Genomic DNA, 23,787 nt, shown 5'->3' with positions numbered 1-23,787 from the left:
GACCGGAGCCGGGTACCGCACACACCGCCCGGTGCCGGACGAGCGACAACCGGAAGGACAGCGGACATGGGTGCTCACACGACCCTTCTCCGAACCGTCGCCGCGGCAGGGCTCGCCGGAGCCATGCTCACCGCGATCCCCTCGACCGCGGCGCAGGCCGCCGAAGGCTGCAACCAGGACAACCCGAGGACGGTCGCGTCCACCTCGATTCACTCCCGCGGCATCGAACTGCGGTACAACGGAACGTGTTCGTGGGGCAGGATCTTCGGCTCGCCTGGCGACCTGGTGTGGGTGGACCGCAGTTTCGACGGCGGCCGGACCTGGGAGCAGCTCGACCCCACGCCCATCAACAGTGGCGGCAGCAACTACACCGATGCGTACGACAACCGGGGCAATCTCATGCGGGCCTGCGGCAAGGCCGGCAACTACCCCGACGTCGCCTGCACCACGTGGTGGTGACCCGGCACCGGCCGGGTACGGCGCCGTCCCGCGCGGGGCGGCGCCGTACGGGTTCCGTACCCGGGCGAAGAGGCGGACGATGGCCGGGAGGGCCCGGCGCCGGCCCGCCGTTCCGGCCGGTACCGCGTCCGTCGGCTTCGCGGAGGAGTGCGACATGTTCGGATCAGGGAAACGCCGACGACTGCCCTTCGAGCTCCCCCTGGCCTTGCCGGAGCGGGACCGGAGCGACGCGCACGGGATGGCGGCCGGGAGGCTGGAACGGGCCTATACGTCCGTCGCGACGCGCGTGAACCGGTACCGGAAGCGGGGCGACCGGGACGCGGTCCTGGGGCGCGGCGCGCTCGCCGACGCGGGCACCCTCTGGCAGGCGGGAATGTCGGGCAGCGGGACCTCGGTGCGGGTCCTGTACGCGTTGGCCTGCCTGCACTGGTGCCGCCACCAGGCGGCCGGCGACGACCTGCTCAACGACTTCCAGGCCGCGCTGCTGCTGTTCGCGAGGGTCGGGCAGAGGGAGCCGGACCTCGTCCCCCGCGAGCTGCGGTCCCCGCTCGGCAGGGGCGTCACCGTGGATCACCGGTTCATCGGGCCCGAGCACTGGGGACGGGTCGGCATCCTTCTGCTGCGCCGGGCGGAGGCAGCGCCCGACATCCGGCTCCTGGGCGACATCGTCGAGATCTTCGAGGGCACCACCGCCGCCTATCCACCGGACCACGCGTTCTGGCCCGGCGACATGAAGAACCTCAGATACGCGCTGCGGCTGCGGTACGGGGCCGGCCGCGACCCGGCCGACCGCCGGCGCTCGATCGAGGTGAACCGGGCGCTGCGGCGGGGAAGGTCGCCGCACGAACCGCTCGGCGCCGATGCCCCGCCCGTTCCCCCGCTGCCGGACCTCGGCCGCCCGCTCCGGCAGGAGGAGCTGGAACGGCGGCTCGCGCGCGTCTCCGGGCTCCACGCCCGCGGTCAGCACGAGGTCGCCGAGGACGAGGCGCGGGATCTGCTGCTGCTCGTGGGCCAGGAGAACGCGGCCCACGACCGGCTGCGCGGCCTGCTGGCCTCGATCCTGAACGCGTTGGGAGAAGGGGACGAGGCGCGGCGAGCGCAGCCCGCCGCGCCTGGACGAGCGCAGCGGCCCGCAGGGCAGCGGCAGCAGCCCAAGCGCACCACCAGGCGGCAACGCAAGGATTGAGCCCCCGCCCCGGGGCCGGCGGCGCCGGGACGGTTCCCCACCGCCCCGGCCCGCCCCCGCCGGCCCCGTCGAACGTCTCGCGGCGCGGTGGTCAGCCCGCCCGGTAGGGCTTGGCCTGGAGCACCTTGACGCGCGCGGTGCTGCCGTTGGGCAACTCGTACTCCGCGTCCTCGCCGACCTTCTTGCCGTTCACGCCGCTGCCCAGCGGCGACTGCGGGGAGTACGTCTCGATGTCCGAGGTCGCGAACTCGCGGGAGGCGAGCAGGAACGTCATCGTGTCGTCCGGATCCCCGTCGAAAGCGATCGTGACGACCATGCCGGGGGCCACCACGCCGGTGTCCGCGGGGGCCTCACCGACCCGCGCACTCTCCAGGAGCTGGGTCAGCTGGCGCACGCGCGCCTCCATCTTCCCCTGCTCCTCCTTGGCCGCGTGATACCCGGCGTTCTCCTTCAGGTCCCCCTCTTCCCGCGCCTGCTCGATCTTCTTCGCGATCTCGGTACGGGCGGGACCCGACAGGTGATCCAGCTCCGCCTTGAGCTGGTCATACGCCTCCTGGGTCAGCCAGGTGACAGTGTCGCTGGTCTGCGTCACAGGTGCTCCTTCGGGATGTAAGCGGGCTGGGGTGCACTGATAAAAACGAAGGCCCGTCCCGGACATCTGCGCTCCTGGGCGGGCGGTGGTTCAATCGAAATATCGACTCTAACAATGCCGGTCGATGTCCGGAAGGATTACCCTCCGCTGCCGTACGCAAACCCTCAGGATGTCGCGCCGGCGTCCGTCCGGGCCTCTGAGCAGCCCATCAGCTCCGCGGACGTGGCCCGGGCGGTGGTGCGCAGCGTGACCGTTCGGTGCGTGCTGTCGCCCTCGTCCTCGAACGTGAAGTCCGCGCGTCCGACTTCGAGGCCGTCGTCGGCCTGGGCGCGCACGGTACAGACGCCGTCACTGTCCGCAGGCTTGCGCACCTGGAGGTTGACGTCGATCCGCTCGTCCGAGACGACCTGGAACCCGGTCAGCTCGGCCGTCACCTTCTGCTCGCCGATGTAGGACACTCCGGCCCACGCGACGAATCCGAGCAGCAGGGCGCCGAGCACCGCGCCGGCCACGCGCAACCGCCGGTCCGTGCGGGCGTCGGCGGCCCCGGACCGGCCGTACCGGCCCTCTGGGGTCCTTGCGCGCACATCAGCCATGACGGTCGGTCCTCGGGTGAGACGGGTCCTTGCGGCGGGGACCGCGGGCGAGGGAAAACGGGAACAGCCCGGCCGGTCCATCAGTCACTATAGAAGGGATGAGCCGGACCCCGAGCACCGACCACCAGACGACGAGGAAACACCGTTGACCGAGCAGCTGCGCCTCATGGCCGTTCACGCCCATCCGGACGACGAGTCGAGCAAGGGCGCCGCGACCATGGCCAAATACGTCTCCGAGGGCGTCGACGTGCTCGTCGCCACCTGCACGGGCGGCGAGCGGGGCTCCATCCTGAATCCGAAGCTCCAGGGCGATCCGTACCTCGAAGCGCACATCCACGAGGTGCGCGCCCGGGAGATGGCGGAGGCCCGGGAGATCCTGGGCGTCAAGCAGGAGTGGCTCGGGTTCGTCGACTCGGGGCTGCCCGAGGGCGACCCGCTGCCGCCGCTGCCCGAGGGCTGCTTCGCGCTCCAGGACCTGGAGACGGCCACCGAGCCGCTGGTGCGGCTGGTCCGCTCGTTCCGCCCGCACGTGATGACCACGTACGACGAGAACGGCGGCTACCCGCACCCCGACCACATCATGACCCACAAGGTCTCGATGGCCGCGTTCGAGGCGGCGGGCGATCCGGAGCGCTATCCGGACGCGGGGGAGCCCTGGCAGCCGCTGAAGCTGTACTACAACCAGGGGTTCAACCGGCCGCGCACGCTCGCCCTGCACGAGGCCATGCTCGCCCGCGGCCTCGAATCGCCGTACGCGGAGTGGCTGGAGCGCTGGGACGAGATGGACGTGCCCGAGCGGCAGCTGACCACGCGCGTGCCGTGCGGGGAGTTCTTCCCTGTGCGGGACAAGGCGCTGATCGCGCACGCGACGCAGATCGACCCGGACGGGGGCTGGTTCCGGGTACCGATCGAACTTCAGCAGGAGATCTGGCCGACCGAGGACTACGAGCTGGCCCGCTCACGGGTGGACACCTCACTACCCGAGTCCGACCTGTTCGCGGGCATCCGGGAGAATTGACGCATGAGTGAGTTGCTGCCCCTCGCCGAGGAGCTGAACGAATACACGGTGACACCCGGTGTTCTGGGCTTCATCGTGTTCGCCATCCTGGGCGTGGGCGTCTGGGTGCTGTTGCGGTCCATGAGCAAACACCTCGGGAAGATCGACTTCTCGGAGCAGCAGGGCAAGGCCGACGCCGAGCGCCAGCCCTCGCGCTCCTGATACGTTCCGGCCACCGCCGGGCCGGCCCGGCGGTGGCCGCTCCGCGCCCGCGGGGCGCCGTCGGTCACCCGAGGGCCGCGCCGGTCACGTCCCTCGCGCCGCGGTCGGGCACCATGCCGAGGCGCCAGGCGGTCCAGCCGGTCTCCGGGCCCTGGCCGCGCTCCAGCATCAACGCGTAGCTGTGCGCCGCGTCCGTGAGCCGCGGGTCGCGCCGCGGGTGGTCCTCGCGCAGCAGCCGCGCCAGTTCCTCCCGCGCCACCGCCTGCCCGACCTCAGTGCCACCGGGCGAGGCGAGCGGGAGCAGCGTGCAGCGCAGCAGCTGCGCCCAGTCCGCGCCGCGGGCGTCCGGGCCCTCTCCGTATCCCGCGGTGAACAGCCGCAGCGCCTCGTCGGCCAGGTCGAGCGCCGGTCCCGGCCGCTCGTTGCCCGCCTCGATCACCGCGAGTTCCACGCAGCTCCACGCCTCGCCGTGGCCCGCGCCCGCCCGTCGGAAGTCGCGGCGCGCGTCGGTCAGCAACTGCCGGGCGAACCCGCTGTTGCGCAGCGAGCCCGTGGCCTCGGCCCGCATGTCGCGCGTGACGCGCGCCGAGTGGTGGCGTGCGCACGCCAGGCCGTACAGGTCCCGCATCCGGCTGAACATCGTGCGTGCCTGCTCCAGCGTCCGCACCGCCTCGGCGGCCTCGCCCGCCTCCTCAAGGGCCTGCCCCAGGTGGTACAGCGTCCACGCCTCGCCGCGGGCGTCCTCCGTCTCGCGGTGCGAGGACAGCGCGGACTCCAACTGCTCACGGGCCGCGGTCGGGTCGCCCGCGTGCACCCGGGCCAGGCCGAGTTCCGTCGCCGCCCAGGCCACGCCGCGCACGTCGCGTGACCGCTCGTACAGGTCGAGCGCCAGGCGCAGCTCCCGTTCCGCGGCCGGAACGTCGCCCGCGCGCAGCAGGGTCTGGCCCAGTTGGAAGCGCGTCCACGCCTCGCCGTGCACACTGCCGCTGCCCGCGTGCAGCCGCAGCGCCTCGCCCAGCATGGTGCGGGCGGCGCCGATGCGGCCGCGTTCGCGTTCCACGGCCGCCAGGGCGTGCAGCGTCCAGGCCCGGTCGCCCCGCAGCGCCTGCCCCTCCTGGAGGTCCAGCGCCTCCCGCAACCGGTCGCCCGCCTCGGCGAGCCGGCCCTGCTGGTGCAGCGTGATACCGAGGTCGCGCAGGGCGCGCGCGGTGCCCGCCTCGTGCCGCGCCCGCTGGTACAGCGTCACCACGGAGGTCAGTGTGGACCGCGCCTTGTCGAGATCGCCGAGCTGCCGGGCGGCGACGCCGGTGCGCCACTGGACGGACCGGGCCAGCAGGCCCTGGTCGATGGCCTGCGTCAGCTCGTTGAGCTCGCCGAGCCGGTACAGGTCGCCGCGCAGGAGGCAGTAGTCGCACAGCGCGCCGAGCAGGTGCGCGACGGCCTCGCGGTCGACGCGTTCGTCGGCGTGCCTGAGGGTGGCGGTGATGAAGCTGGTCTCCTCGTCCAGCCAGCGCAGCGCGGCGTCGAGCGAGGTGAAGCCGTGCCCGCCGGCCGCCGCGGGCAGCAGGTCGGCGCGGGTGGACGTCCTGCCGTCCACCAGGCGGATCACGGTGTCCGCCAGCTCCGCGTAGCTGCGGATCAGCCGCTCCTGGGCCGCCGAGCGCTCCGCGTCGCTCTCCTCCTCGTGCAGGCGGGCCCGCGCGAAGCGGCGCACCAGCTCGTGCAGGCGGTAGCGGTCGCCCCGCACGTGGTGCAGCAGCCCGGCGCGGGTCAGTTCGCCGAGCCGGCGCGCGGCCTCGTCCTCGTCGACGCCGAGCAGCGCGGCGGCGGCGCGCGCGCCGAGGCTGGCGCGGCCGGCGAGCGCGAGGCGGCGCAGCAGGGTGCGGGTGGCCTCGGGCTGGTCGCTGTAGCGCAGGCGCAGCGCGCGCTCGGCCGGGTCGGCCGCGTCCGGCGCGCCGCGGGCGGCCAGGTCCGCGGCGAGGCGGGCCGGGTCGCGGGTTTCGAGCGCGGAGCCCACCATGCGGAGCAGCAGGGGGCGGCCCTCGCACAGTTCGGTGACGGCCCGCCAGGCCTGCTCGTCGTAGGGCGCGGCGTCGGCGGCGGCGTCGGTGGCCGAGGCGCGCAGCAGTTCCTCGGCCGCGGCCTCGTCGAGCGGGCCGAGCGGCAGATGGTGGACGGAGGCGGGCAGGTCGGGGCCGAGGTCGAGCGGCTGCGCCGCGGTGACCAGGACCAGGGAGGCGGAACGGGCGGGCACCAGCGTGCGCACCTGCTCGGCGTCGGTCGCGTCGTCCAGGATGATCACGACGGGCAGGTCCGCGAGGTGCTGGTGGTAGCGCTCGGCGAGCCGGCGCAGGTGCGCGCCGTCGGCGTCCTGGCGCGCGCCGTCGCGGAACAGGAGTTGCTCGCGGGGCGCTCCGAGGCGGTTCATCAGGTGCAGCAGCGCGTCGCGGGTGCGCAGGGGGTCCTCGCTCTGCCCCCGCAGATCCACCAGGCAGGCGCCGCGGAACAGCTCGCGCAGCTCGTGCGCCGCCCACCTGGCCAGCATCGTGCGCCCGGAGCCCGACGCCCCGTGCAGCACGACCACGGTGGGGCGGGTCTCGGTCCTGGCGCGGTCCCGGTTGACCCACTGGGTGATCTGCGTCAGCTGGCTGCGCCGGCCGATGAACGGGTGCCCCGGCTCGGGCAGCCGGGCGAAGGATCGGGTCAGCACCGCGCCGGCGCGGGCCGCGCCACCGCGCTCCCGGGAGCGCTGCCGGGGGCGCGCCTCGCGCCGGTCGCGCAGCGGGTCGCGGCGCGGGGCGATGGCCCGCTGCTGTTCGAGGTAGGGGCGGATGCCGCGCACCTCGACCGCGGAACGCCACGCGAGCCGCAGCTGCTCGACGCCGCCCGGCTGGTGGTTCTCGCCCGCGTTCCGCTCGGCGGACCACAGGTGGGCGACGACGGCCTGGATCACGAAGCCGAGCAGGGCGGCGACCGCGACGATCGCCGCGTCGGTGAAGGCCGTCGCGGCCGAGCCGTCGAGGCTGCCCACCAGCAGCAGCGTGGCCAGCGCGGCGGCGCCGGCCGCGCCGGCCGGCCCGCCGACGGTCCGGGCGGTGAAGCGGTCGGCCAGGCGGCCGGGCGCGTTCTCCGCCTCGGCCCGCGCGTACGCCTCGTACTCCTCCTGCGCCGGGCGCAGGATGTCCGCGAGCCCTTCCCGTGCCCGGCGCAGCAGCCGTTCGCCGTCGACGCGCCCCTCGGAACGGCGCACCTCCTCGTCGACGGCGCGTGCCAGCAGCCCGTCGATTTCCGGCCGGTGGCGTTCGTGCAGCTCCGTACCCGCGTGCGGCATTCGCGTTCCTCCCCGTTGGTCGTCCGGACGCATGCCCCAACCCACCCTGTATCACGCGGGATTTGGTCGAATCGTTGCATGCGGGACGCATGGCGGGCGCGAATCGGGGAAGCCGCGGCCACCGGCCGGTGGGGCCGGGGCCGCAATGCCGGGACGGCGCCGGGACGGCGCCGGGACAGCGCCGGGACAGCGCCGGTCTCAGCCCGAGGCCAGCCGGTACTTGCGCACGGCGAGGGTGCGGAAGACCAGGATGATGGCGATCGAGCAGAGCAGGGAGGCGAGCACCGGGTTCTGCATGGGCCAGGCGTCCGGCGCCTCGTAGCCGGCCGGCAGGTTGCCGAACAGCTCCCGCACGGCGAGGACCGTCGCGCTGAACGGGTTCCACTCGGCGACGGGCTGGAGCCAGCCCACCATGTTCTCCGAGGGGACGAACGCGATGGAGATGAACGTCAGCGGGAACAGCCACACCAGGCCGCTGGACGTGGCCGCCTCCGGCGAGCGCACCGACAGGCCGATGAGGGCGCCGACCCAGGCGAACGAGTAACCGAACAGCAGCAGCAGACCGAACGCCGCCAGGGCGTTCAGCAGCCCCTCGTGCACGCGCCAGCCGACGAGCAGGGCGACTATCGCGAGCACCAGCAGGGTCATCGCGGTCTGCACCAGGTCCGCGAACGTGCGGCCGGTGAGGACGGCGCCGCGCGCCATCGGCAGCGAACGGAACCGGTCGATGATGCCCTTCTGCATGTCCTCGGCGATGCCGGCGGCGGCCCCCGCGGTCGCGAACGCGACCGTCTGGGCGAAGATCCCGCCCATCAGCAGCTCGCGGTAGGCGCTCGCGTCCGTTCCGGCCCCGGGCACGTTGATCGAGCCGCCGAAGACATAGGAGAACAGCACCACGAACATGACCGGTTGGAACAGCCCGAAGAGCACGACCTCGGGGATGCGCAGCATGCGCAGCAGGTTGCGCCTGGCGACGACCATGGAGTCCCGCAGGCCCTGGGCGAATGTGATCCGCTCGGTGCCGGGACCGGGAGCGGGTCGCGCGGCGGGGGAGGTGGCGGTGCTGCTCACTGGTTCTCCTCGTGCTTCGCGGGGGCGGCGGACCGCGCGGTACTGTCTGCCCGGCCCGCGCCGGGTGGCGGCTCGTCCTCGGCGGCGTGGCCGGTCAGGGAGATGAAGACGTCGTCGAGCGTGGGGCGGCGCAGCCCGATGTCGTCGATCTCGATGCCGCGGCCGTCCAGTTCGCGGATGATCTCGGCGAGCAGCTTGGCGCCGCCCGCCGCGGGGACGGTCAGCTTGCGGGTGTGCTCCACGAGCACCGTGTCGCCGTCCCCCAGGCGCCGCATGATCTCCTCGGTGGCGGCCAGGTGCTGCCGGTCGTGCACGACGACCTCCACCACGTCGCCGCCCGTCCTGGTCTTCAGCTCGTCGGACGTGCCGCGTGCGATGACCTTGCCGTGGTCGACCACGGCGATGGAGTCCGCGAGGTGGTCGGCCTCCTCCAGGTACTGGGTGGTCAGCAGCAGGGTGGTGCCGCCGGCGACCAGCTCCTTGATGACGTCCCACAGCTGCTGCCTGTTGCGCGGGTCGAGGCCCGTGGTCGGCTCGTCCATGAACATCACCGGCGGGCTGACGACCAGCGCGGCGGCGAGGTCGAGGCGGCGGCGCATGCCGCCCGAGTAGGTCTTGGCGGTCCGGTCCGCCGCGTCCGCGAGGTTGAACCGTTCGAGCAGCTCGGCGGCCCGCCGCTTCGCGTCGCGCCCGGAGAGCTGGTACAGCCGGCCGACCATCTCCAGGTTCTCCCGGCCGGTCAGGTACTCGTCGACGGCCGCGAACTGGCCGGAGAGCCCGATGGAACGGCGCACCGCGTTGGGATGCTTCAGCACGTCGAGGCCGGCGACCTCGGCCCGGCCGCTGTCGGGCCGCATGAGTGTCGTGAGGACACGCACGGTGGTGGTCTTACCCGCGCCGTTCGGCCCGAGCAGGCCGAGGACGGTGCCCTCGGGCACGTCGATGTCGACGCCGTCCAGCGCCCTGACGGTGCCGAAGGTCTTCACCAGCCCCTCGGCATAGATGGCGCCTGGCATGTGGTCTCCCAGTGTGGTGGCAGGGTTCGGGGACGCCCCGGCGGCACCGGGGCGCCCCCCAGTCTAGGCTATCGCGATACATCGCGATACTCTTTTTCCGCGGGAGTCGCTCGGTGCCGCGCGCCGGCCGCCCTGCCGTTCACCCCAGGACGCGGTACCCCGCCCGTTCCAGGCTCCTGCTCACCTCGGCGCAGTGCCGCGGGCCCTGCGTCTCCAGCTGGACCTCGACCTCCGCCTCGCTCACGCCGAGACCCGGGTCCGTCCTGACGTGGTTGACCGCGAGCACATTGGCATCCGCCACTGACAACTCCCCGAGCAGCCCGGCGAGCACCCCGGGCCGGTCCGGCACCCGCAGCCGCAGCGACAGGTAGCGCCCCGCCGCCGCCATGCCGTGCCGCAGGCTGCGGTCGAGGACCACAGGATCGACGTTGCCACCCGAGAGCACGGCGACGACCGGCCCGCCGGCGAACGCCCCCGGCTCGCTCAGCAGCGCGGCCACCGGGCTGGCCCCGGCCGGCTCGACGACGAGCTTGGCCCGTTCCAGGCACAGCAGCAGCGCGCGCGAGAGCTCGTCCTCCGACACGGTGCGGACCTCGTCGACCAGGTCGGCGATGATGCGGAACGGCACGTCGCCCGGCCGGCCGACCTTCATGCCGTCGGCCATCGTCGACACCTCGGGCAGGGCCACCGGCCGCCCGGCCGCGAGCGAGGGCGGATACGCCGCGGAACCCTCCGCCTGCACCCCCACGACCCGCACGTCCGGGCGGGTCGCCTTCACCGCGAGCGCCACGCCGGCCGCGAGCCCGCCGCCGCCGACGCCCACCACGATCGTGCGCACGTCGGGGCACTGCTCCAGGATCTCCAGCCCCAGCGTTCCCTGGCCCGCCACCACGTCCGGATGGTCGAAGGGGTGGATGAGCACGGCCCCCGTGGTCTCGGCGAACTCCTGCGCCGCCGCCAGCGTCTCGTCCACCACCTGCCCGTGCGTGCGCACCTCGGCGCCGTACTCGCGGGTCGCGGCGACCTTCGGCAGCGGGGCGCCCGCCGGCATGAAGACCGTCGACCGCACCCCCAGCAGCTCGGCGGCGAGCGCCACGCCCTGCGCGTGGTTGCCCGCGCTGGCCGCGACGACGCCGCGGGCGCGTTCGGCGGGGCCGAGGTTCGCGATCCTCGTGTAGGCGCCGCGGAGTTTGAACGAGCCCGTGCGTTGCAGGTTCTCGCACTTCAGCCGCACCGGCGCACCGACCATGCGGCTGAGGTGACGGCTGCCCTCCACCGCCGTCACACGGGTGATTCCGGTCAAGGTCTTCTGCGCGGCGAGCACGTCGCTCAGGCCCGGCGGCGGGGAAGCGGACATGCCGGCAAGTCTGGCAGGCCCGCCGGGACGCCGCGGGACCGCGTCCCCGGCGCCGGGCGCGGAATCGGCCGTGCGGGCCCACCCGCGCGGCCGGCGTCGTACGCTGTGGCCACCGACGCCACGCGCCCCCCCACTGCCCCCGACCCCACACCGCCAGGACATGACGACCGAACCCACGACCGACCACCTGCCTGACGGCCCGGTGCTCGACGCGCTCCAGCACGAGGTGGCCGTGTTCGCCCGCCGCGCGGAGCAGACCCGCCTCGGCGGCCTCGGCGCGGCCCGCGACTCGATGGACCGCGCCGCCTACCTGCTCCTCAGCAGGCTCGACGACGAGGGCCCCGCCGGGGTCAAGGCCCTGGCCGCCGGCCTGGGCATCGACTCCTCGACCGTCACCCGACAGGTCGCCCCGCTGGTCGACTCCGGCCTCGTCGCCCGCGCCGCCGACCCGGCCGACGGCCGCGCCGTCGTCCTCGCGCTCTCACCGCTCGGCGCGCGGCGGCTGGCCGAGGTGCGCGCCTCGCGCCGCCGGCTCGTCGAGGTGCTGACGGCCGACTGGACCGACGAGGAGCGCGCCGGCTTCTGCGCGCTCCTCACCCGCTTCAACGCGTCCGTCACCCGCCTCCAGGCCGGCGTTCCCGGCGCGCGGGGGACGGCCGAAGGAGGCTGAGCCCTCAGCCCAGGGCGCGGCCGAGGTCGGCCAGCAGGTCGTCCACGGCCTCGATGCCGACCGAGAGACGCACCAGGTCCGCGGGCACTTCGAGCGCCGACCCCGCGACGGAGGCGTGCGTCATCCGACCCGGGTGCTCGATCAGCGACTCGACCCCGCCGAGCGACTCGGCCAGCGTGAACAGCCGCGCCCGGTCGCACACCTCGACCGCCGCCGCCTCGCCGCCCGCCACCCGGAACGACACCATTCCGCCGAAGCCCCTCATCTGCTTCGCGGCGATCTCGTGCCCCGGGTGCGTGGGCAGCCCCGGGTAGTACACCTGGACCACCTTGGGGTGCGCGGTGAGGAACTCGGCGATCCGCCCCGCGTTCTGCCCGTGCCGGTCCATGCGCACCGCGAGCGTCTTGATGCCGCGCGCCACCAGCCACGCGTCGAAGGGGCCCGCGATGGCGCCCATGGCGTTCTGGTGGAACGCCAGCTCCTCGCCGAGCGCCGCGTCCGAGGTGACCAGCGCGCCGCCCACCACGTCGGAGTGCCCGCCCAAATACTTGGTCGTGGAGTGCACGACCACGTCGGCCCCGAGCGCGAGCGGCTGCTGGAGGTAGGGGCTGGCGAACGTGTTGTCGACGACGAGCCTGGCCCCCGCCGCCCTGGCGATGTCGGCGACCACGGCGATGTCCGTGATGCCGAGCAGCGGGTTGGACGGCGTCTCCACCCACACCAGCTTCGTCTCGGGCCGCAGCCCGGCGCGCACCGACTCGGCGTCGCCGGTGTCCGCGACCGACCACGCGACGCCCCACCGCTCCACGACCTTCGCGATGAGGCGGAACGTGCCGCCGTACGCGTCGTTCGGGATCAGCAGGTGGTCGCCCGGCTTCAGCACCGTGCGCAGCAGGCAGTCCTCCGCGGCCAGTCCCGAGGCGAACGCGAGCGCTCGCCGCCCGCCCTCGATGGCCGCGAGGTTGTCCTCCAGGGCGGTGCGGGTCGGGTTCGCGGAGCGGCTGTACTCGTATCCGCCCCGCAGCCCGCCGACGCCGTCCTGCTTGAACGTGGACGACAGGTGGACGGGCGGGACGACCGCGCCCGTGACCGCGTCGGGCTCCTGCCCGGCGTGGATGGCGGCGGTCTCGAAGTGCCGCCGCGTGTGCTGCTCGTTCATGGTCCCACGGTAGTGGGCCGTACGGTGGAGCGGTCGCCGAATCGGGCACGCCGCCACGGGCCGCATAAGGTGTGCACACACGGGACCAGCCGCAGACCGGGCAGGACGTGCCCGTACGAGCCCGAACGAGGGGGAGCCGAGCCACCATGGAAGCCTTGTTCCTGCTGATCGCCCTGGTCGCCGTCTTCGGCGTCGTCGTCCTCCCCCTGCTGCGCCGCCGCAGGGAGCGCGAGGAGTTCGAACGCGCCGCGGCAAACGCGCAGACGCGAACCGGGCCCGGCGAGCGCTCCCCCGACCAGGTGTCCCTGAGCAAGGACGGCGCCTCCGCGACGGCCGGCGGTCTCGTCCCCGTCGAACAGCTCGACATCAGGCTGCCGGGGCCCGACGACGCGCTGGTGGACGCGCTCGAAGAGACGCAGCGCACGCAGGACTGGCGCCCGGCGGGGCAGCTCCTCGCGCTCACCGACGACAGCGAGCAGCGCTGGCAGCGCGTGCAGTCGCTGGCCGGCGCCGCCGCCATGGAACTCGCCGCATGGCGCGCGGCGGGCGAGCAGCCGGGCGGGCAGGACGCCGGCTGGCTGCGCAGGTGGCGCGCCGAGCAGCCGAACGACGCGGGCGGCGCGCAGGTGTACGCCCAGTTCCTGGTGTGGCAGGCCATGGCCGACCCGGCCGCCGCCGAGTACCGCATCATCCTGGAGGAGGCGAGGACGGTGTGCGGCGAGGCCGCCCGGCTGGCCCCCGACGACCCCGTTCCGTACATCACGGAGCTGTTCATCGCCCGCGGGCTGAGCTACCGCAGGCCGGACTTCGACGCGCTGTGGGCGCAGATCACCCAGCGCGACCCCGCGCACATGGGAGCGCACCTCGCGGCGCTGCCCTACCTGTCCGAGAAGTGGCACGGATCACGGGCGGACGCGGACGCCTTCGCGACGGCCGCCGCGGCGGACGCGCCCAGCGGCAGCCTGCTCCCGGCCCTGCCGCTGTTCGCGGTCTACGACCACCTGCCCGACGTGCAGCTGTCGCCCAGCATGTACCAGGGCGCGGTCGTCGCGGACGCCATCGAGGCGGCGCAGTTCGCGGTGAACGGCGTGCGCCCCGCTCACCCCGTGGAGCCGCACGTGCGCCATTTGCTGCTGTGTTTCCTGGTCCGGGCCGAGCGGTACCCGGAGGCGGCGGAACAGGTACGGGCGATCGACGGTTATGTAGGAGCGATCCCCTGGGTGGACGGCGAGAACCCGGCCGGGCAGTACGCCGCCTACCGCGCCATGGCCATCGCCCGGCAGTGACCGAAGGAAGACCCATCATGATGTACGCCTTCAAGACCCGCATGCCCGCCCCGGAGGAGGCACTCCCCGGCCGGAACGAGCTGCCGTTCCACGTCCCTGAGCGGCACACCGTCCTCGGCACGGCCCTCCAGGGCCCCTACCCGGACGGCTACGAGGTGGCCGACTTCGCGCTCGGCTGCTTCTGGGGCGCCGAGCGGCGCTTCTGGCAGACCGAGGGCGTCTGGACGACGCTCGTCGGCTACCAGGGCGGTATCACGCGGAACCCCACGTACGAGGAGGTGTGCTCCGGCATGACCGGCCACACCGAGACGGTCCGTGTCGTCTTCGACCCGGAGAAGGTCTCGTACACCGACCTGCTGAAGGTGTTCTGGGAGTCGCACGACCCGACCCAGGGCTACCGCCAGGGGAACGACGTCGGCACCCAGTACCGTTCCGCGATCATCACCCACTCCCCCGCCCAGGAGGCGGCGGCCGACGCCTCCCGCGCGGCCTACCAGCGGGTGCTGACCGACTCCGGCTACGGCGAGATCACCACCGAGTTCCTCGCCGCGGACGCCCACCCCTTCTACCCGGCCGAGGACTACCACCAGCAGTACCTGGACAAGAACCCGGCCGGCTACTGCGGCCTCGGCGGCACGGGCCTGTCCTGCCCGGTGGGCGTGGCGCGGGCCTGAGGGCTGAGCGGACCTGACCGTCGGCGACCGCGTCGGGCGGGCGCGACGGCCGCCCGGACGCCGGGAGGTCGTCGAACGCCGCCGTGCCGTCGCCGGTCAGCAGCGTCCCGGCCGCCGCCCGCCACGGGTGATCACGCTCCTCATCTCCGTGCTCGCTCAGCGCAACCGCGCGAGGAGGAGGGCCATGACCCCCACCAGGGTCGCGCTGCTGACGATCTCCCGGCGTTCGATCATGCCCGGCAGGTCGGCCAACGCGATCCACTCCAGGCGGTCCGACTCGTTGCGCTCCGTCGGCGCGCCGATGAGCCGCGCGTCGTCGGTGCGGAACACGAAGTGCTGCGTGTCCGTGATACCGGCCGCCGGTTGCGCGTAGACCAGCTCCCGGAGCGTTCCGGCGCGATGGCCCGTCTCCTCCAGCAGCTCGCGGGCCGCCGCATCCGCCGGGCTCTCGCCGTCCTCGACCAGGCCCATGGGCAGCTCCCAGGCCCAGGTGTCCGTGACGAAGCGGTGCCGCCACATCATGAGAACGCGCTCCCCGCCCGCCACCGCGGCGACGACGGCGAGATCCCGCAGCCGCACGATGTCGTAGCCGGCGCGGACGCCGTCCGGCCGCGTCACGTCGAGCGACCGCAGCCGCACCCAGGGCGTGTCGTGCACGGTGCGTTCGCCGTGGACGGTCCATCGCATGCGGTACCTGCCTTCCGGAGCGGCGCGGGGCCGGTCCCCCGTTTCCGCTCCTGTCGCTGTTCGGACTGGTTCGACGACGCGCGGGCCGCCCGCGCGCCCGTTCACGGAGCGCCGTCCGCACCGGAACGCGTCCCCTCCCCCGCTGCGTAACGCCCGTCGATCAGGGCCAGGTGGGCGCGCGCCGAGGAGGAGAGACTGTCGAGCAGGGCTCTGCCCTTGGCCGCGGTGGCCAGGGAGGGGCGGCCGATGATTCCGTGGGGCGTGTAGCCGGCCACGCCGACGGTGAGCAGGTGGGTCCGGTCGGGAGCCGAGTGGTCGTCCGCGGCGATGCCCGCGCCGACGGCGTCCGGTGCCCCGTGCAGGAGCAGCGAGACCTCGAACTCCCCGCCGTGCATGTCCTCCTCGGCACTGCTCGTCAACACGGCGTCGGCCCTGGCCCGGCGCCGGTCCTCCGGGGCGGGGAAGAGCGCGACGCGAGGGCCGCCGACGTTGAGCTCCTGAACGAGGTTGGAGAGCACGTAGTTGCCGCCATGGCCGTTGACGATCAGCAGGCCGGGAACGCCGGACGCGTCGAGGGACCGCCAGATGTCGTCGACCACGGCGTACAGCGTGGGCGCGCTGATGCTGACCGTGCCCGCCAGAGGCGCGTGCTCGTGGGAGCAGGAGACCGTGACGGGCGGCAGCAGGAACAGGCCGTGGTCGTCCGCGATGCGTCGGGCGATCATGCAGGCGATCAGGGTGTCGGTGGTCAGCGGCAGCCGCTCGCCGTGCTGCTCGAAGCTCCGCACGGGCAGGACGGCGACCGCGCGCCCTCTGCGGCGTTCGTCCCCTGATGTGGCCCGCGTGATCAGGTCGTCCATGGCGTCAGCCTGCCTCACCATGCGCCCGGGCGGCGAACGGCCCCGCCCGGGCCCGTGGTTCAGGGGCCGGGCGGGGTGGTGGTCCCGTGCTGCCGGGCGAGGGCGCGGCCGAGGACCCGGGCGCCGTCGGGGAGGGCGCCCGGGTGCGGACCCGAGTAGGTGAGCCGGACGTAGGCGCCTGCGGGTTCGGCGGGGAACCACTCGTCGCCAGGGCCGATGACGACGCCCGCGTCCTCGCAGTCCCTGACGAGGCGCGGCAGGTCGGTGCTGTCGGGCAGCCGCACCCACAGGTTCAGCCCGCCCGCGGGCAGGGATTCGAGCCGGGCGGCCGGCGCGTGCTCACGGAGCGCGCCGGCCAGGAGGTCACGGCGCGCGGCGAGTTGGCGGCGCAGGCCGCGCAGGTGGGTGCGCCAGGCGGGCTGGGTGACGATGTCGAGCGCGACGGCTTGGAGCATGCCGCTGACGTACATGGACTCGGCCTGCGCCGCGGCCAGGACGCGTTCGCGGGCCGGCCCCCGGGCGACGAGGCCGGCGATGCGGACGGCCGGTGAGACGCTTTTGGTCAGGGACCGCAGGTGGATGACGTGCCCGCCGTCGTCCAGGGCGGCGAGCGGCATCGGGTCCGCGTCGATGCCGAAGTCGTGCGCCCAGTCGTCCTCGATCAGGAACGCCCCGTACGCGCGCACCGTGGCGAGGACCCGCCGGGCCAGGTCGGGCGGCCAGCTGGCACCGGTGGGGTTCGCGAAGTTCGGCTGGGCGTAGAACGCGCGCGCGCCGCTCTCCTCGAACGCCCGCGCCAGCTCGTCCGCGTCCGGCCCCCGCGGTCCGCTGGGCACGGGCACGAGCCGCACGCCCGTCTGCGCGGCGGCGAGGATCGCGCCCCAGTACGTCGGCGACTCCACGAGCAGCGGCCGGCCGGCGCCGACGAGCGCGCGGAACGCGGTGCTCAGCCCGCTCTGGCTGCCGGGGAGGACGACGACGTCGCCGGACGCGGGAGGCGCGAGCCCTGCGGGCGTCATGGCGCCGAGTTCGGCGGCGAACCACGCCTGCAACTCGGGCAGTCCCGCGGCCGGCGGCCGGCCGACGACCGCGTCGCCGCGGGCCGCGCGGGCGAACGCGGCCCGCACCAGCCGTTCCGGCAGCAACTCGCGGTCCGGGTAGCCGGAGTGGAGCGCGATCACGTCGTTGGGCGTGGTGCGCAACGACGTGGGGAGTCCAGGCGCGCGGTGGCGCGGCGACCCCAGGGCCGCGGTCTGCCAGCCGTAGTCGTTGGCCCGGGCGACGCGGATGGCGCGGACGAACGTGCCCACGCCCGGCCTGCTCTCCACCAACCCCTGCGCGGCCAGGGTCCGCAGCGCTTTCTGCACCGTGACCGGGCTCGCCGCGTACCGCTCGACCAGCGCACGCGTCGACGGCAGCCGCGCGCCCGGGGCCGCCGTCCCGATCCACTCTTCCAGTGCCGCGACGATGCGCGCACTGCTACCGTTGGCCATGACAGTACAGAGTAGCGCTACTCACGCCAAGGCTTCTGCGCTATCCCCGTCCCGGGCCGGTCTGCTCTGGGGGCTGCTCGGGGTCGCCGCGTTCTCCTTCACCGTCCCGTTCACCCGCGCGGCCACCGCCGACGGCGGCCTGTCCCCGCTGTTCACCGGCGCGGGCCGCGCGGTGGTCGCCGCGCTGCTCGCCGCCGCGGCCCTGGCCATCACGAGGCAGCGCCTGCCCAGGGGCGCCCAGTGGGCCCGCCTCGCGCTCGTCGCCGGGGGCGTCGTCATCGGCTTCCCGCTGCTCACCTCCTACGCGCTGACCACCGCGTCGGCCGGCCACGGCGCCGTGGTGATCGCGCTCCTGCCGGCCGCGACCGCCGTCCTCGCGGTCCTGCGCGGGCGGGAACGGCCCCCGCGGTCGTTCTGGGCGACGGCCGCCGCCGGGGCGGTCGCCGCCGTCGCGTTCGCCCTGTCCCAGGGCAGCGGCGGCGGCGTGCACGGGGCCGACCTACTGCTGCTCGGCGCCGTTCTCGCGGCCGGGGCCGGCTACGCGGAAGGCGGGCTCCTCGCGCGCGAACTCGGCGCCTGGCAGACCATTTCGTGGGCGCTCGTCCTCTCCGCGCCGCTGACGATCGCCCTCACCGCCGCGGCGGTGGCGCGCCATCCCCCGGCCGCGACGGCGGCCGAGTGGGCCGCGTTCGCCTACCTCGCCGTGGTGAGCATGTACCTCGGGTTCTTCGCCTGGTACCGGGGGCTTGCCATCGGCCCGATGGCGCGGGTCAGCCAGATACAGCTGGTCCAGCCCGTGCTGAGCATCTGCTGGGCCGCGCTCCTCCTGCGCGAACCCCTCTCCTGGCAAACCGCCGTCGGCGGCCTCGCCGTGATCGCGTGCGCCGGCACCGCGGTGCGGACCCGCCTCGCGCCCGCGGCGGGCGGCCGGTAGGAGGGCGGCTCGGCCCTCGGCGAATCTGCCGCGGGCCGAACCGCGCCCGCCGCGCCGGGGGCCGGCCGCACAGTGGGGGAACGCGGCGCACCGGCCGCGCACCCGACAGGAGGACCGATGCCAGCACTTCTCACCGGGCTCGATCCGGCCGCCGCGCCCCGGGCGGCCGAGGGCGACACACCCGCGACGCGCTTCGACGACCACCTCGCCGCCCAACTGCTGACGCAGCGCATCGTGTTCCTGGGCACGCAGGTCGACGAGGTCTCCGCCAACCGCGTGTGCGCCCAGCTGCTGCTGCTCTCCGCCGAGAACCCGCGCGCCGACATCATCCTGTGCATCAACAGCCCGGGGGGCTCGGTGGCGGCCGGGCTCGCGATCCACGACACGATGCGCCTGATCCCCAACGATGTCGCGACGCTGGCCATGGGATTCGCCGCCAGCATGGGCCAGTTCCTGCTCACCGTGGGCACGCGCGGCAAGCGGTACGCGCTGCCCAACACGCGGATCATGATGCACCAGCCGTCCGCCGGCATCGGGGGAGCCACGGCCGACATCGCGATCCAGGCGGAGAACCTGGAGTTCACCAAGCTCACGATCGAACGCATCACCGCCGAGCACACCGGCCAGACCCAGGAGACCATCTCCCGGGACGGCGACCGCGACCGGTGGTTCACGGCGGAGCAGGCCAGGGAGTACGGCATGGTCGACCGCGTCGTCGAGTCGCTCGCCGACATCAGGCCGGACGCGGGGCAGCGGAAGGCGGGGTTCTGACATGGGCCAGTACACGATCCCGACCGTCATCGAACGCACCCCGCACGGCGAACGCGCCTACGACATCTACAGCAGGCTCCTCTCGGAGCGCGTCATCTTCCTCGGCACGGAGATCGACGACGGTGTCGCGGGCGTGGTCATCGCCCAGCTGCTGCACCTGGAGTCGGCCGCCCCCGACCGCGAGATCTCCCTCTACATCAACTCGCCCGGCGGCTCGTTCACCTCGCTCATGGCCATCTACGACACGATGACGTTCGTCCGCGCCCCCATCTCCACCTACTGCGTCGGCCAGGCGGCCCGGGCCGCGGCGGTGCTGCTGGCGGGCGGCGAGCCGGGGCGGCGGGTCGTCCTGGAACACGCGCGGGTCCTCCTCGGCCAGCCCGCGAGCGGCGGGCAGCAGGGCACGGTCTCCGATCTGGCCGTCCAGGCACGGGAGATGGTGCGCATCCGCGGGCAGGTGGAGGAGGTGCTGTCCCGGCACACGCACCACGACGTCGCGGCGCTGCGCGCGGACATGGACCGGGACAAGGTGTTCACCGCGCACGAGGCCGTGGCCTACGGCCTCGCCGACGAGGTGCTGAGCCGGCGGCTGCCGGCGGGCCTCGCCTGACCCGCGCGGGGCCGGGCGGCCCGCCGGTCGGGCGGCGCCGGCCGGCCCACCGGGCCAGGCGATGCCGGGCTGCGCCGGGCCAGACGGCGCCGTGCCGGGCCAGGCGATGCCGGGCCGGGCTGCGCCGGGCCAGATGGGCGGGGCCGGTCAGGCGGGGCCGGGCGGCCCGCCGGTCGGGCGGTGCCGGGCGGCCCGCCGGGTCAGGCGCGGCCGGGCTGCGCCGGGCCAGACGGCGCCGTGCCGGGCCAGGCGGCGCCGGGCCAGGCGGACCGAGTCAGGCGGCCCGCCGGGCGGCGCCGGGCCAGACGGTACCGAGTCAAACGGTTCCGGGTCAGGCGGCTGCCAGGAGCAGCGCGTCGGGCGGGGCCGCGCGGTGCGTCCCGGCCGGGCGCCCGGCGCGGGGCCGGCCGGTCACGGAGGTGGCCCGGCCGTCGTCCGCGGCGCGGAGGCCGGCCGCCTGGCCCGCCACCTCGTCGTGCACCAGGGCGAGGAGGTCGGCCAGGCCGAGGCCGAGGGCGCGCGCCGCGGCGGCCAGGACCTCGGAGGACGCCTCCTTGCGCCCGCGCTCCAGCTCCGAGAGATAGGGCATGGAGATGCGCGCGGCGTCGGCCACGTCTTTGAGCGTGCGCCGCTGCGCCAGGCGCCTGCGGCGCAGCACGCCGCCCACGGCGTGCCGGAACAAAGGCTCCCTGGGCCACTCGCGCTCCGGGCGCCCGGCCGGGCCGGGGGCGGAGGGCTGGGCGGCACGGTCCTCCGGTGGGGTGCGCCGCGCCCGGCGGGCGGCCGGACGCAGCGGGACGACGACGCGGGTTTCGTTCGGCGCGTGGTGGCTGCTCACCCGCCCAGGTTAGGAGCAGCCGGGCGGAACGGGCACCGCGCGGCGTTCCGCCCGGCGCGAAACCGCCGCCCGGCCACGGGGGCCGGACGGCGGTGGGCCGGCGCCTGCGGGGCGTGAACGGGCGGCGCGGCCAGGCGCGTTCACGCCCCGCGCGCGACGGCGGAACGGGCCGGCGTGCCCCGCGCCGGAACGGTCGCGCCGTCACGGGGCCGAAGCGGTCGCGCCGCCACCGCGCCGGAACGGTCACGCCGTCACGGGGCCGGCGCCTCCTGCCCACCGGTCCAGACGCCGCCGGGCAGCCGGGCGGCAGCGGCCAGCGCGGCGGCCGTCTGGCCGAGCGGGTCGGGGCCGACCGGCCGCAGGACGACGGTGGACGCCCCCGCGTGCCACAACTCGTGAATGCGCGCCGCGGCCGTGTCGGGATCACCCGCCGCGAGGAACGCCTCATCGGCCGGGATGCCGAGCCAGCCCGCCTGCTCGGCCAGAACGGGCCCGGTCAGCTCCGGGTCGGCCGGCACGTTCAGGTGCGTGAACACGATCAGCTCGTGCGGGCCGCTGACCGCCGCCGCCTCCCTGCCGCCCGTGAGGTGGGGCAGCGCCGCGGCGATGTGCCGGGGGCCCTGCCCCTCGGCGAGGATGGTGCCGTCGGCCACCCGGCCCGACAGCCGCAGGGAGCGCGGGCGCACCACCCCGGTCACCACGGGCGGCGGCTCGGCCGGCGGGTGGACAAGACGCACGCCCCGCACCTGGACGGCCCGCCCGTCCACCTCGGCCTCCTCACCGGCGAGGAGGGTGCGCACGGTGGTCACCGTCTCCTCAAGCAGGGTGAGCGGACTCGCGGGCGCGGCGCCGACCCTGGCCATCCACTCGGGCACGCCGTGGCCGATCCCGGCCACCAGGCGGCCGGGGAACACGCGGGCCAGCGTGGCCAGTTCCATGGCGAGCAGCGCGGGGTTGCGCAACGGCGCGGGCGCGATGCCGATGCCCACGCGCAGGCGCGAGGTCGCGGCGAGCGCGAGCGCCGCCGAGGCGATCGAGCCGCCCCAGGACAGGTCCTCGACGACCCACAGGTCGTCGGCGCCCTGCTCCTCCACCGCGGCGGCGAAGTGCGCGAGGTCTTCCGGAGGTTGGTCCCGATCGAACATTACGCCGAGGCGTGGCCTGCCGGCCGTCACTAGGGTCACGATCCCACCGTACGGGCAACGTCCGGCCGTGATCCATCCACGTGCCCGCGGGGCGGCGGGGGGCGCGCGGTCCGCGCACCCCGCGGGTGGTGGCGCGGAGGTCAGGCGAACTGCGCGCCGGGGCGCCCGGGTTCGACGATGAAGCGGGCGGCCGTCTCGACGGGTGCGCCGGGGGTGGTGACGTACGGCACGATCCGGTAGTCCGCGCGCAGTTCGCGCCGGGTCGCGCGCAGAACGGTGTAGCCGCGCTGCGCGTTGTGCCACTTCAAGTGCGGGTTGACGCCCTCCGTGAGCCAGTTGCGGCCGACCTGGTCCATGGCGGCGCCGTCCCGGCCCGAGCTGATCGAGGTGCCGGCGAACTCGGTCGCGACGACAGGCGACCGCTCGTCGTCGAAGTCGAGCTTGAGGTCGGCGACGACGCTGCGGTGGATGTCACCGGTCAGAACGACAGGGTTCGCGGCGCCGCGCCGGTGCAGGCCGGTCAGCAACCGGTCGCGGGCAGCGGTGTAGCCGTCCCACATGTCGAGTCCGGAGGAGAGGATGTCGGGGTCGGGATCCTGGTCGACCTGGGCGATGAGGGTCTGGTTGGCGAGCACGTTCCACGTGGCGCCGGACCGCGCGGCGCCGTCGAGCAGCCACCGCTCCTGCTCGGCACCGAGCATCGTGCGCGCGGGGTCGCGGCGTTCGGTGTCGCAGCCCGGCTTGGTGCCGTCGCCGCACGCCTGGTCGTCGCGGTAGGAGCGGGAGTCGAGCACGTGCAGGTCGAGCACGCGGCCGAACGGCAGCCGCCGGTACATGCGCGCCCTCGGGCCCTCGGGCCGCTGCGGCAGGCGCAGCGGCAGGTGCTCGTAGTACGCCTGGAAGGCGGCGGCCTTGCGGGCCCTGAAGCTGGCCGGGTCCGCGTCGGGGAAGCCGTCGCTGTCGACGGCCGCGATGTCGCCCGCCCAGTTGTTCTCGACCTCGTGGTCGTCCCACGTGAGGACCCAGGGGAAGGCCTGGTGGGCGGCCTGGAGGTCGGCGTCGAGCTTGGTGAGGGCGAGCCGGTTGCGGTACTCGGGCAGGGTGAGGGTCTCGCGCAGGAACGAGGCGTCCAGTTCCATGCCGCGCACACCCGCGGTCGCGCCGACACCGTACTCGTACTGGTAGTCGCCGAGGTGCACGACGAAGTCGAGGTCCTCGTCGGCCATGTGCCGGTAGGCCGTGTAGAAGCCCTCGTACCAGCACTGGCAGGAGGCGAACGCGAACGACACCTGCGCGCCGCGCCCGTCGCCGCGAGGGGAGGGCGCGGTGCGGGTGCGGCCGGTGGGGCTGAACTCGCCCGCGACGCGGAACCGGTAGTAGTAGACGCGGCCGGGAGCCAGACCCTGGACCTCGACGTGGACGGAGTGGCCGAGCTCGGGCACGGCGTGGCTGGTGCCCCGGCGGACGACGTGCCGGAAACGCTCGTCGCGGGCCACCTGCCACTGCACGGGGACGCGCCGCTCTGGCATGCCTCCCCTGCCGTCGACGGCGAGCGGGTCGGGAGCCAGGCGCGTCCACAGGACGACGCCGTCGGGGTGCGGGTCGCCCGAGGCCACGCCGAGGCGGAAGGGGTCGTCGGGGAAACGAGGGCTGGCCCAGGCGGAACCGTTGCTGAAACCGGCGGCGAAGAGGCCGAGCGCCGCCGTCCCGGCGCCGGCGCCGCCGAGGAGGCGGCGTCTGGTGAGATCCATCGGAGAACCTGCCCGTCTGTGCACGGTGGTACTGACGGGCCGCCACGATCCTGGCGGGGAATGACGTCGCGGTGGAGCCTCA

General features: G+C 74.5%; 23 protein-coding genes. 10 read left to right on the top strand and 13 right to left on the bottom strand.

Annotated elements, in window-relative coordinates; genetic code table 11:
- Nucleotides 1–66 precede the first annotated feature (66 nt).
- Nucleotides 67–459, top strand: coding sequence for a glycosyl hydrolase (locus LC193_RS20115; RefSeq protein WP_226076148.1), 393 nt, complete (start codon nt 67–69; stop codon nt 457–459).
- 154 nt (nt 460–613) lie between these two features.
- A complete protein-coding gene (locus LC193_RS20110; protein ID WP_226076146.1) occupies nt 614–1,645 on the top strand; it encodes a hypothetical protein in 1,032 nt (343 codons plus the stop codon).
- A 91-nt stretch (nt 1,646–1,736) separates the two neighbouring features.
- On the opposite strand, the gene greA is transcribed toward LC193_RS20110, so the two are convergent.
- Together greA and LC193_RS20100 are read right to left on the bottom strand one after the other, a co-directional pair.
- Complete coding sequence (gene greA / locus LC193_RS20105; RefSeq protein ID WP_226076144.1) at nt 1,737–2,237, bottom strand: transcription elongation factor GreA; 501 nt, start codon at nt 2,235–2,237, stop codon at nt 1,737–1,739.
- Nucleotides 2,238–2,401: 164 nt separating this feature from the next.
- Nucleotides 2,402–2,833, bottom strand: coding sequence for a DUF4307 domain-containing protein (locus LC193_RS20100; protein ID WP_226076142.1), 432 nt, complete (start codon nt 2,831–2,833; stop codon nt 2,402–2,404).
- A gap of 145 nt (nt 2,834–2,978) precedes the next feature.
- On the opposite strand from LC193_RS20100, the gene mca reads away from it, so the two are divergent.
- Nucleotides 2,979–3,851, top strand: coding sequence for a mycothiol conjugate amidase Mca (gene mca, locus LC193_RS20095; RefSeq protein ID WP_226076140.1), 873 nt, complete (start codon nt 2,979–2,981; stop codon nt 3,849–3,851).
- Between the two features lie 3 nt (nt 3,852–3,854).
- Nucleotides 3,855–4,052 (top strand): hypothetical protein, encoded by a 198-nt coding sequence (locus tag LC193_RS20090; protein WP_086158381.1) that lies wholly within the window; start codon nt 3,855–3,857, stop codon nt 4,050–4,052.
- 64 nt (nt 4,053–4,116) lie between these two features.
- On the opposite strand, the gene LC193_RS20085 is transcribed toward LC193_RS20090, so the two are convergent.
- The 4 genes from LC193_RS20085 to ilvA all read right to left on the bottom strand — a co-directional run bounded on the left by LC193_RS20085 (nt 4,117) and on the right by ilvA (nt 10,827).
- The gene (locus LC193_RS20085) at nt 4,117–7,383 is read right to left on the bottom strand and encodes a tetratricopeptide repeat protein (RefSeq protein ID WP_226076138.1); all 3,267 of its coding nucleotides are present in this window, start codon (nt 7,381–7,383) and stop codon (nt 4,117–4,119) included.
- Nucleotides 7,384–7,581: 198 nt separating this feature from the next.
- Nucleotides 7,582–8,454: an ABC transporter permease gene (locus LC193_RS20080; RefSeq protein ID WP_404819453.1), complete on the bottom strand. Its 873-nt coding sequence runs from the start codon at nt 8,452–8,454 to the stop codon at nt 7,582–7,584.
- Nucleotides 8,451–9,470, bottom strand: a complete 1,020-nt coding sequence (locus tag LC193_RS20075) for an ATP-binding cassette domain-containing protein (RefSeq protein WP_226076133.1) — start codon at nt 9,468–9,470, stop codon at nt 8,451–8,453. Before LC193_RS20075 ends, LC193_RS20080 begins: the two co-directional genes overlap by 4 nt.
- Before the next feature lie 139 nt (nt 9,471–9,609).
- On the bottom strand, nt 9,610–10,827 hold the full coding sequence (gene ilvA, locus LC193_RS20070; RefSeq protein ID WP_226076130.1) for a threonine ammonia-lyase: 1,218 nt from the start codon (nt 10,825–10,827) through the stop codon (nt 9,610–9,612).
- Between the two features lie 133 nt (nt 10,828–10,960).
- Between ilvA and LC193_RS20065 the strand changes: the two genes are divergently transcribed.
- Entirely contained in the window at nt 10,961–11,497 is a 537-nt protein-coding gene (locus LC193_RS20065; protein WP_404819548.1) for a MarR family winged helix-turn-helix transcriptional regulator, read from the top strand.
- Nucleotides 11,498–11,501: 4 nt separating this feature from the next.
- Here LC193_RS20065 and LC193_RS20060 read toward each other — a convergent pair whose 3' ends face one another.
- A complete protein-coding gene (locus tag LC193_RS20060) occupies nt 11,502–12,656 on the bottom strand; it encodes a cystathionine gamma-synthase (protein WP_226076123.1) in 1,155 nt (384 codons plus the stop codon).
- A gap of 146 nt (nt 12,657–12,802) precedes the next feature.
- On the opposite strand from LC193_RS20060, the gene LC193_RS20055 reads away from it, so the two are divergent.
- Together LC193_RS20055 and msrA are read left to right on the top strand one after the other, a co-directional pair.
- Complete coding sequence (locus LC193_RS20055) at nt 12,803–13,942, top strand: hypothetical protein (RefSeq protein ID WP_226076120.1); 1,140 nt, start codon at nt 12,803–12,805, stop codon at nt 13,940–13,942.
- A gap of 17 nt (nt 13,943–13,959) precedes the next feature.
- Entirely contained in the window at nt 13,960–14,616 is a 657-nt protein-coding gene (msrA, locus tag LC193_RS20050) for a peptide-methionine (S)-S-oxide reductase MsrA (protein WP_226076117.1), read from the top strand.
- 156 nt (nt 14,617–14,772) lie between these two features.
- Here msrA and LC193_RS20045 read toward each other — a convergent pair whose 3' ends face one another.
- The 3 genes from LC193_RS20045 to LC193_RS20035 all read right to left on the bottom strand — a co-directional run bounded on the left by LC193_RS20045 (nt 14,773) and on the right by LC193_RS20035 (nt 17,656).
- Nucleotides 14,773–15,303: an NUDIX hydrolase gene (locus tag LC193_RS20045; RefSeq protein WP_226076115.1), complete on the bottom strand. Its 531-nt coding sequence runs from the start codon at nt 15,301–15,303 to the stop codon at nt 14,773–14,775.
- 101 nt (nt 15,304–15,404) lie between these two features.
- The gene (locus LC193_RS20040) at nt 15,405–16,163 is read right to left on the bottom strand and encodes a creatininase family protein (protein WP_226076114.1); all 759 of its coding nucleotides are present in this window, start codon (nt 16,161–16,163) and stop codon (nt 15,405–15,407) included.
- A 59-nt stretch (nt 16,164–16,222) separates the two neighbouring features.
- Nucleotides 16,223–17,656 carry an aminotransferase-like domain-containing protein gene (locus LC193_RS20035; protein ID WP_226076113.1) on the bottom strand — a complete coding sequence of 478 codons (1,434 nt, stop codon included), beginning with the start codon at nt 17,654–17,656 and terminating at the stop codon, nt 16,223–16,225.
- On the opposite strand from LC193_RS20035, the gene LC193_RS20030 reads away from it, so the two are divergent.
- The 3 genes from LC193_RS20030 to LC193_RS20020 all read left to right on the top strand — a co-directional run bounded on the left by LC193_RS20030 (nt 17,655) and on the right by LC193_RS20020 (nt 19,971).
- Nucleotides 17,655–18,590: a DMT family transporter gene (locus LC193_RS20030; RefSeq protein ID WP_226076112.1), complete on the top strand. Its 936-nt coding sequence runs from the start codon at nt 17,655–17,657 to the stop codon at nt 18,588–18,590. The two genes, LC193_RS20035 and LC193_RS20030, sit on opposite strands and share 2 nt — an antisense overlap.
- 117 nt (nt 18,591–18,707) lie before the next feature.
- Nucleotides 18,708–19,361: an ATP-dependent Clp protease proteolytic subunit gene (locus LC193_RS20025; protein WP_226076111.1), complete on the top strand. Its 654-nt coding sequence runs from the start codon at nt 18,708–18,710 to the stop codon at nt 19,359–19,361.
- A 1-nt stretch (nt 19,362) separates the two neighbouring features.
- Nucleotides 19,363–19,971 (top strand): ClpP family protease, encoded by a 609-nt coding sequence (locus LC193_RS20020; protein WP_226076109.1) that lies wholly within the window; start codon nt 19,363–19,365, stop codon nt 19,969–19,971.
- A 331-nt stretch (nt 19,972–20,302) separates the two neighbouring features.
- Here LC193_RS20020 and LC193_RS20015 read toward each other — a convergent pair whose 3' ends face one another.
- The 3 genes from LC193_RS20015 to LC193_RS20005 all read right to left on the bottom strand — a co-directional run bounded on the left by LC193_RS20015 (nt 20,303) and on the right by LC193_RS20005 (nt 23,705).
- Complete coding sequence (locus LC193_RS20015; RefSeq protein WP_226076105.1) at nt 20,303–20,809, bottom strand: helix-turn-helix domain-containing protein; 507 nt, start codon at nt 20,807–20,809, stop codon at nt 20,303–20,305.
- Nucleotides 20,810–21,060: 251 nt separating this feature from the next.
- Nucleotides 21,061–21,954 (bottom strand): LLM class flavin-dependent oxidoreductase, encoded by an 894-nt coding sequence (locus LC193_RS20010; protein ID WP_226078782.1) that lies wholly within the window; start codon nt 21,952–21,954, stop codon nt 21,061–21,063.
- A gap of 140 nt (nt 21,955–22,094) precedes the next feature.
- The gene (locus LC193_RS20005; protein ID WP_226076103.1) at nt 22,095–23,705 is read right to left on the bottom strand and encodes an alkaline phosphatase D family protein; all 1,611 of its coding nucleotides are present in this window, start codon (nt 23,703–23,705) and stop codon (nt 22,095–22,097) included.
- Between the last annotated feature and the right edge of the window lie 82 nt (nt 23,706–23,787).

It is taken from the genome of Streptomyces marincola (assembly GCF_020410765.1).
GTDB classification, from domain to species: Bacteria; Actinomycetota; Actinomycetes; order Streptomycetales; family Streptomycetaceae; genus Streptomyces; species Streptomyces marincola.
Note: the sequence above shows the minus strand (reverse complement) of the source record. Positions and strands in the feature narration are given on the sequence as shown.

Excerpts from the sequence above, each read along its gene's own strand:
- LC193_RS20100 (WP_226076142.1), bottom strand. The coding sequence starts at position 2,833 with ATGGCTGATGTGCGCGCAAGGACCCCAGAGGGCCGGTACGGCCGGTCC.
- LC193_RS20055 (WP_226076120.1), top strand. The coding sequence starts at position 12,803 with ATGGAAGCCTTGTTCCTGCTGATCGCCCTGGTCGCCGTCTTCGGCGTC.
- LC193_RS20085 (WP_226076138.1), bottom strand. The coding sequence starts at position 7,383 with ATGCCGCACGCGGGTACGGAGCTGCACGAACGCCACCGGCCGGAAATC.
- msrA (WP_226076117.1), top strand. The coding sequence starts at position 13,960 with ATGATGTACGCCTTCAAGACCCGCATGCCCGCCCCGGAGGAGGCACTC.
- ilvA (WP_226076130.1), bottom strand. The coding sequence starts at position 10,827 with ATGTCCGCTTCCCCGCCGCCGGGCCTGAGCGACGTGCTCGCCGCGCAG.
- LC193_RS20040 (WP_226076114.1), bottom strand. The coding sequence starts at position 16,163 with ATGGACGACCTGATCACGCGGGCCACATCAGGGGACGAACGCCGCAGA.
- LC193_RS20035 (WP_226076113.1), bottom strand. The coding sequence starts at position 17,656 with ATGGCCAACGGTAGCAGTGCGCGCATCGTCGCGGCACTGGAAGAGTGG.
- LC193_RS20045 (WP_226076115.1), bottom strand. The coding sequence starts at position 15,303 with ATGCGATGGACCGTCCACGGCGAACGCACCGTGCACGACACGCCCTGG.
- LC193_RS20110 (WP_226076146.1), top strand. The coding sequence starts at position 614 with ATGTTCGGATCAGGGAAACGCCGACGACTGCCCTTCGAGCTCCCCCTG.
- LC193_RS20025 (WP_226076111.1), top strand. The coding sequence starts at position 18,708 with ATGCCAGCACTTCTCACCGGGCTCGATCCGGCCGCCGCGCCCCGGGCG.
- LC193_RS20075 (WP_226076133.1), bottom strand. The coding sequence starts at position 9,470 with ATGCCAGGCGCCATCTATGCCGAGGGGCTGGTGAAGACCTTCGGCACC.
- LC193_RS20010 (WP_226078782.1), bottom strand. The coding sequence starts at position 21,954 with ATGTTCGATCGGGACCAACCTCCGGAAGACCTCGCGCACTTCGCCGCC.
- LC193_RS20115 (WP_226076148.1), top strand. The coding sequence starts at position 67 with ATGGGTGCTCACACGACCCTTCTCCGAACCGTCGCCGCGGCAGGGCTC.
- LC193_RS20005 (WP_226076103.1), bottom strand. The coding sequence starts at position 23,705 with ATGGATCTCACCAGACGCCGCCTCCTCGGCGGCGCCGGCGCCGGGACG.
- LC193_RS20090 (WP_086158381.1), top strand. The coding sequence starts at position 3,855 with ATGAGTGAGTTGCTGCCCCTCGCCGAGGAGCTGAACGAATACACGGTG.
- LC193_RS20060 (WP_226076123.1), bottom strand. The coding sequence starts at position 12,656 with ATGAACGAGCAGCACACGCGGCGGCACTTCGAGACCGCCGCCATCCAC.
- LC193_RS20030 (WP_226076112.1), top strand. The coding sequence starts at position 17,655 with ATGACAGTACAGAGTAGCGCTACTCACGCCAAGGCTTCTGCGCTATCC.
- LC193_RS20020 (WP_226076109.1), top strand. The coding sequence starts at position 19,363 with ATGGGCCAGTACACGATCCCGACCGTCATCGAACGCACCCCGCACGGC.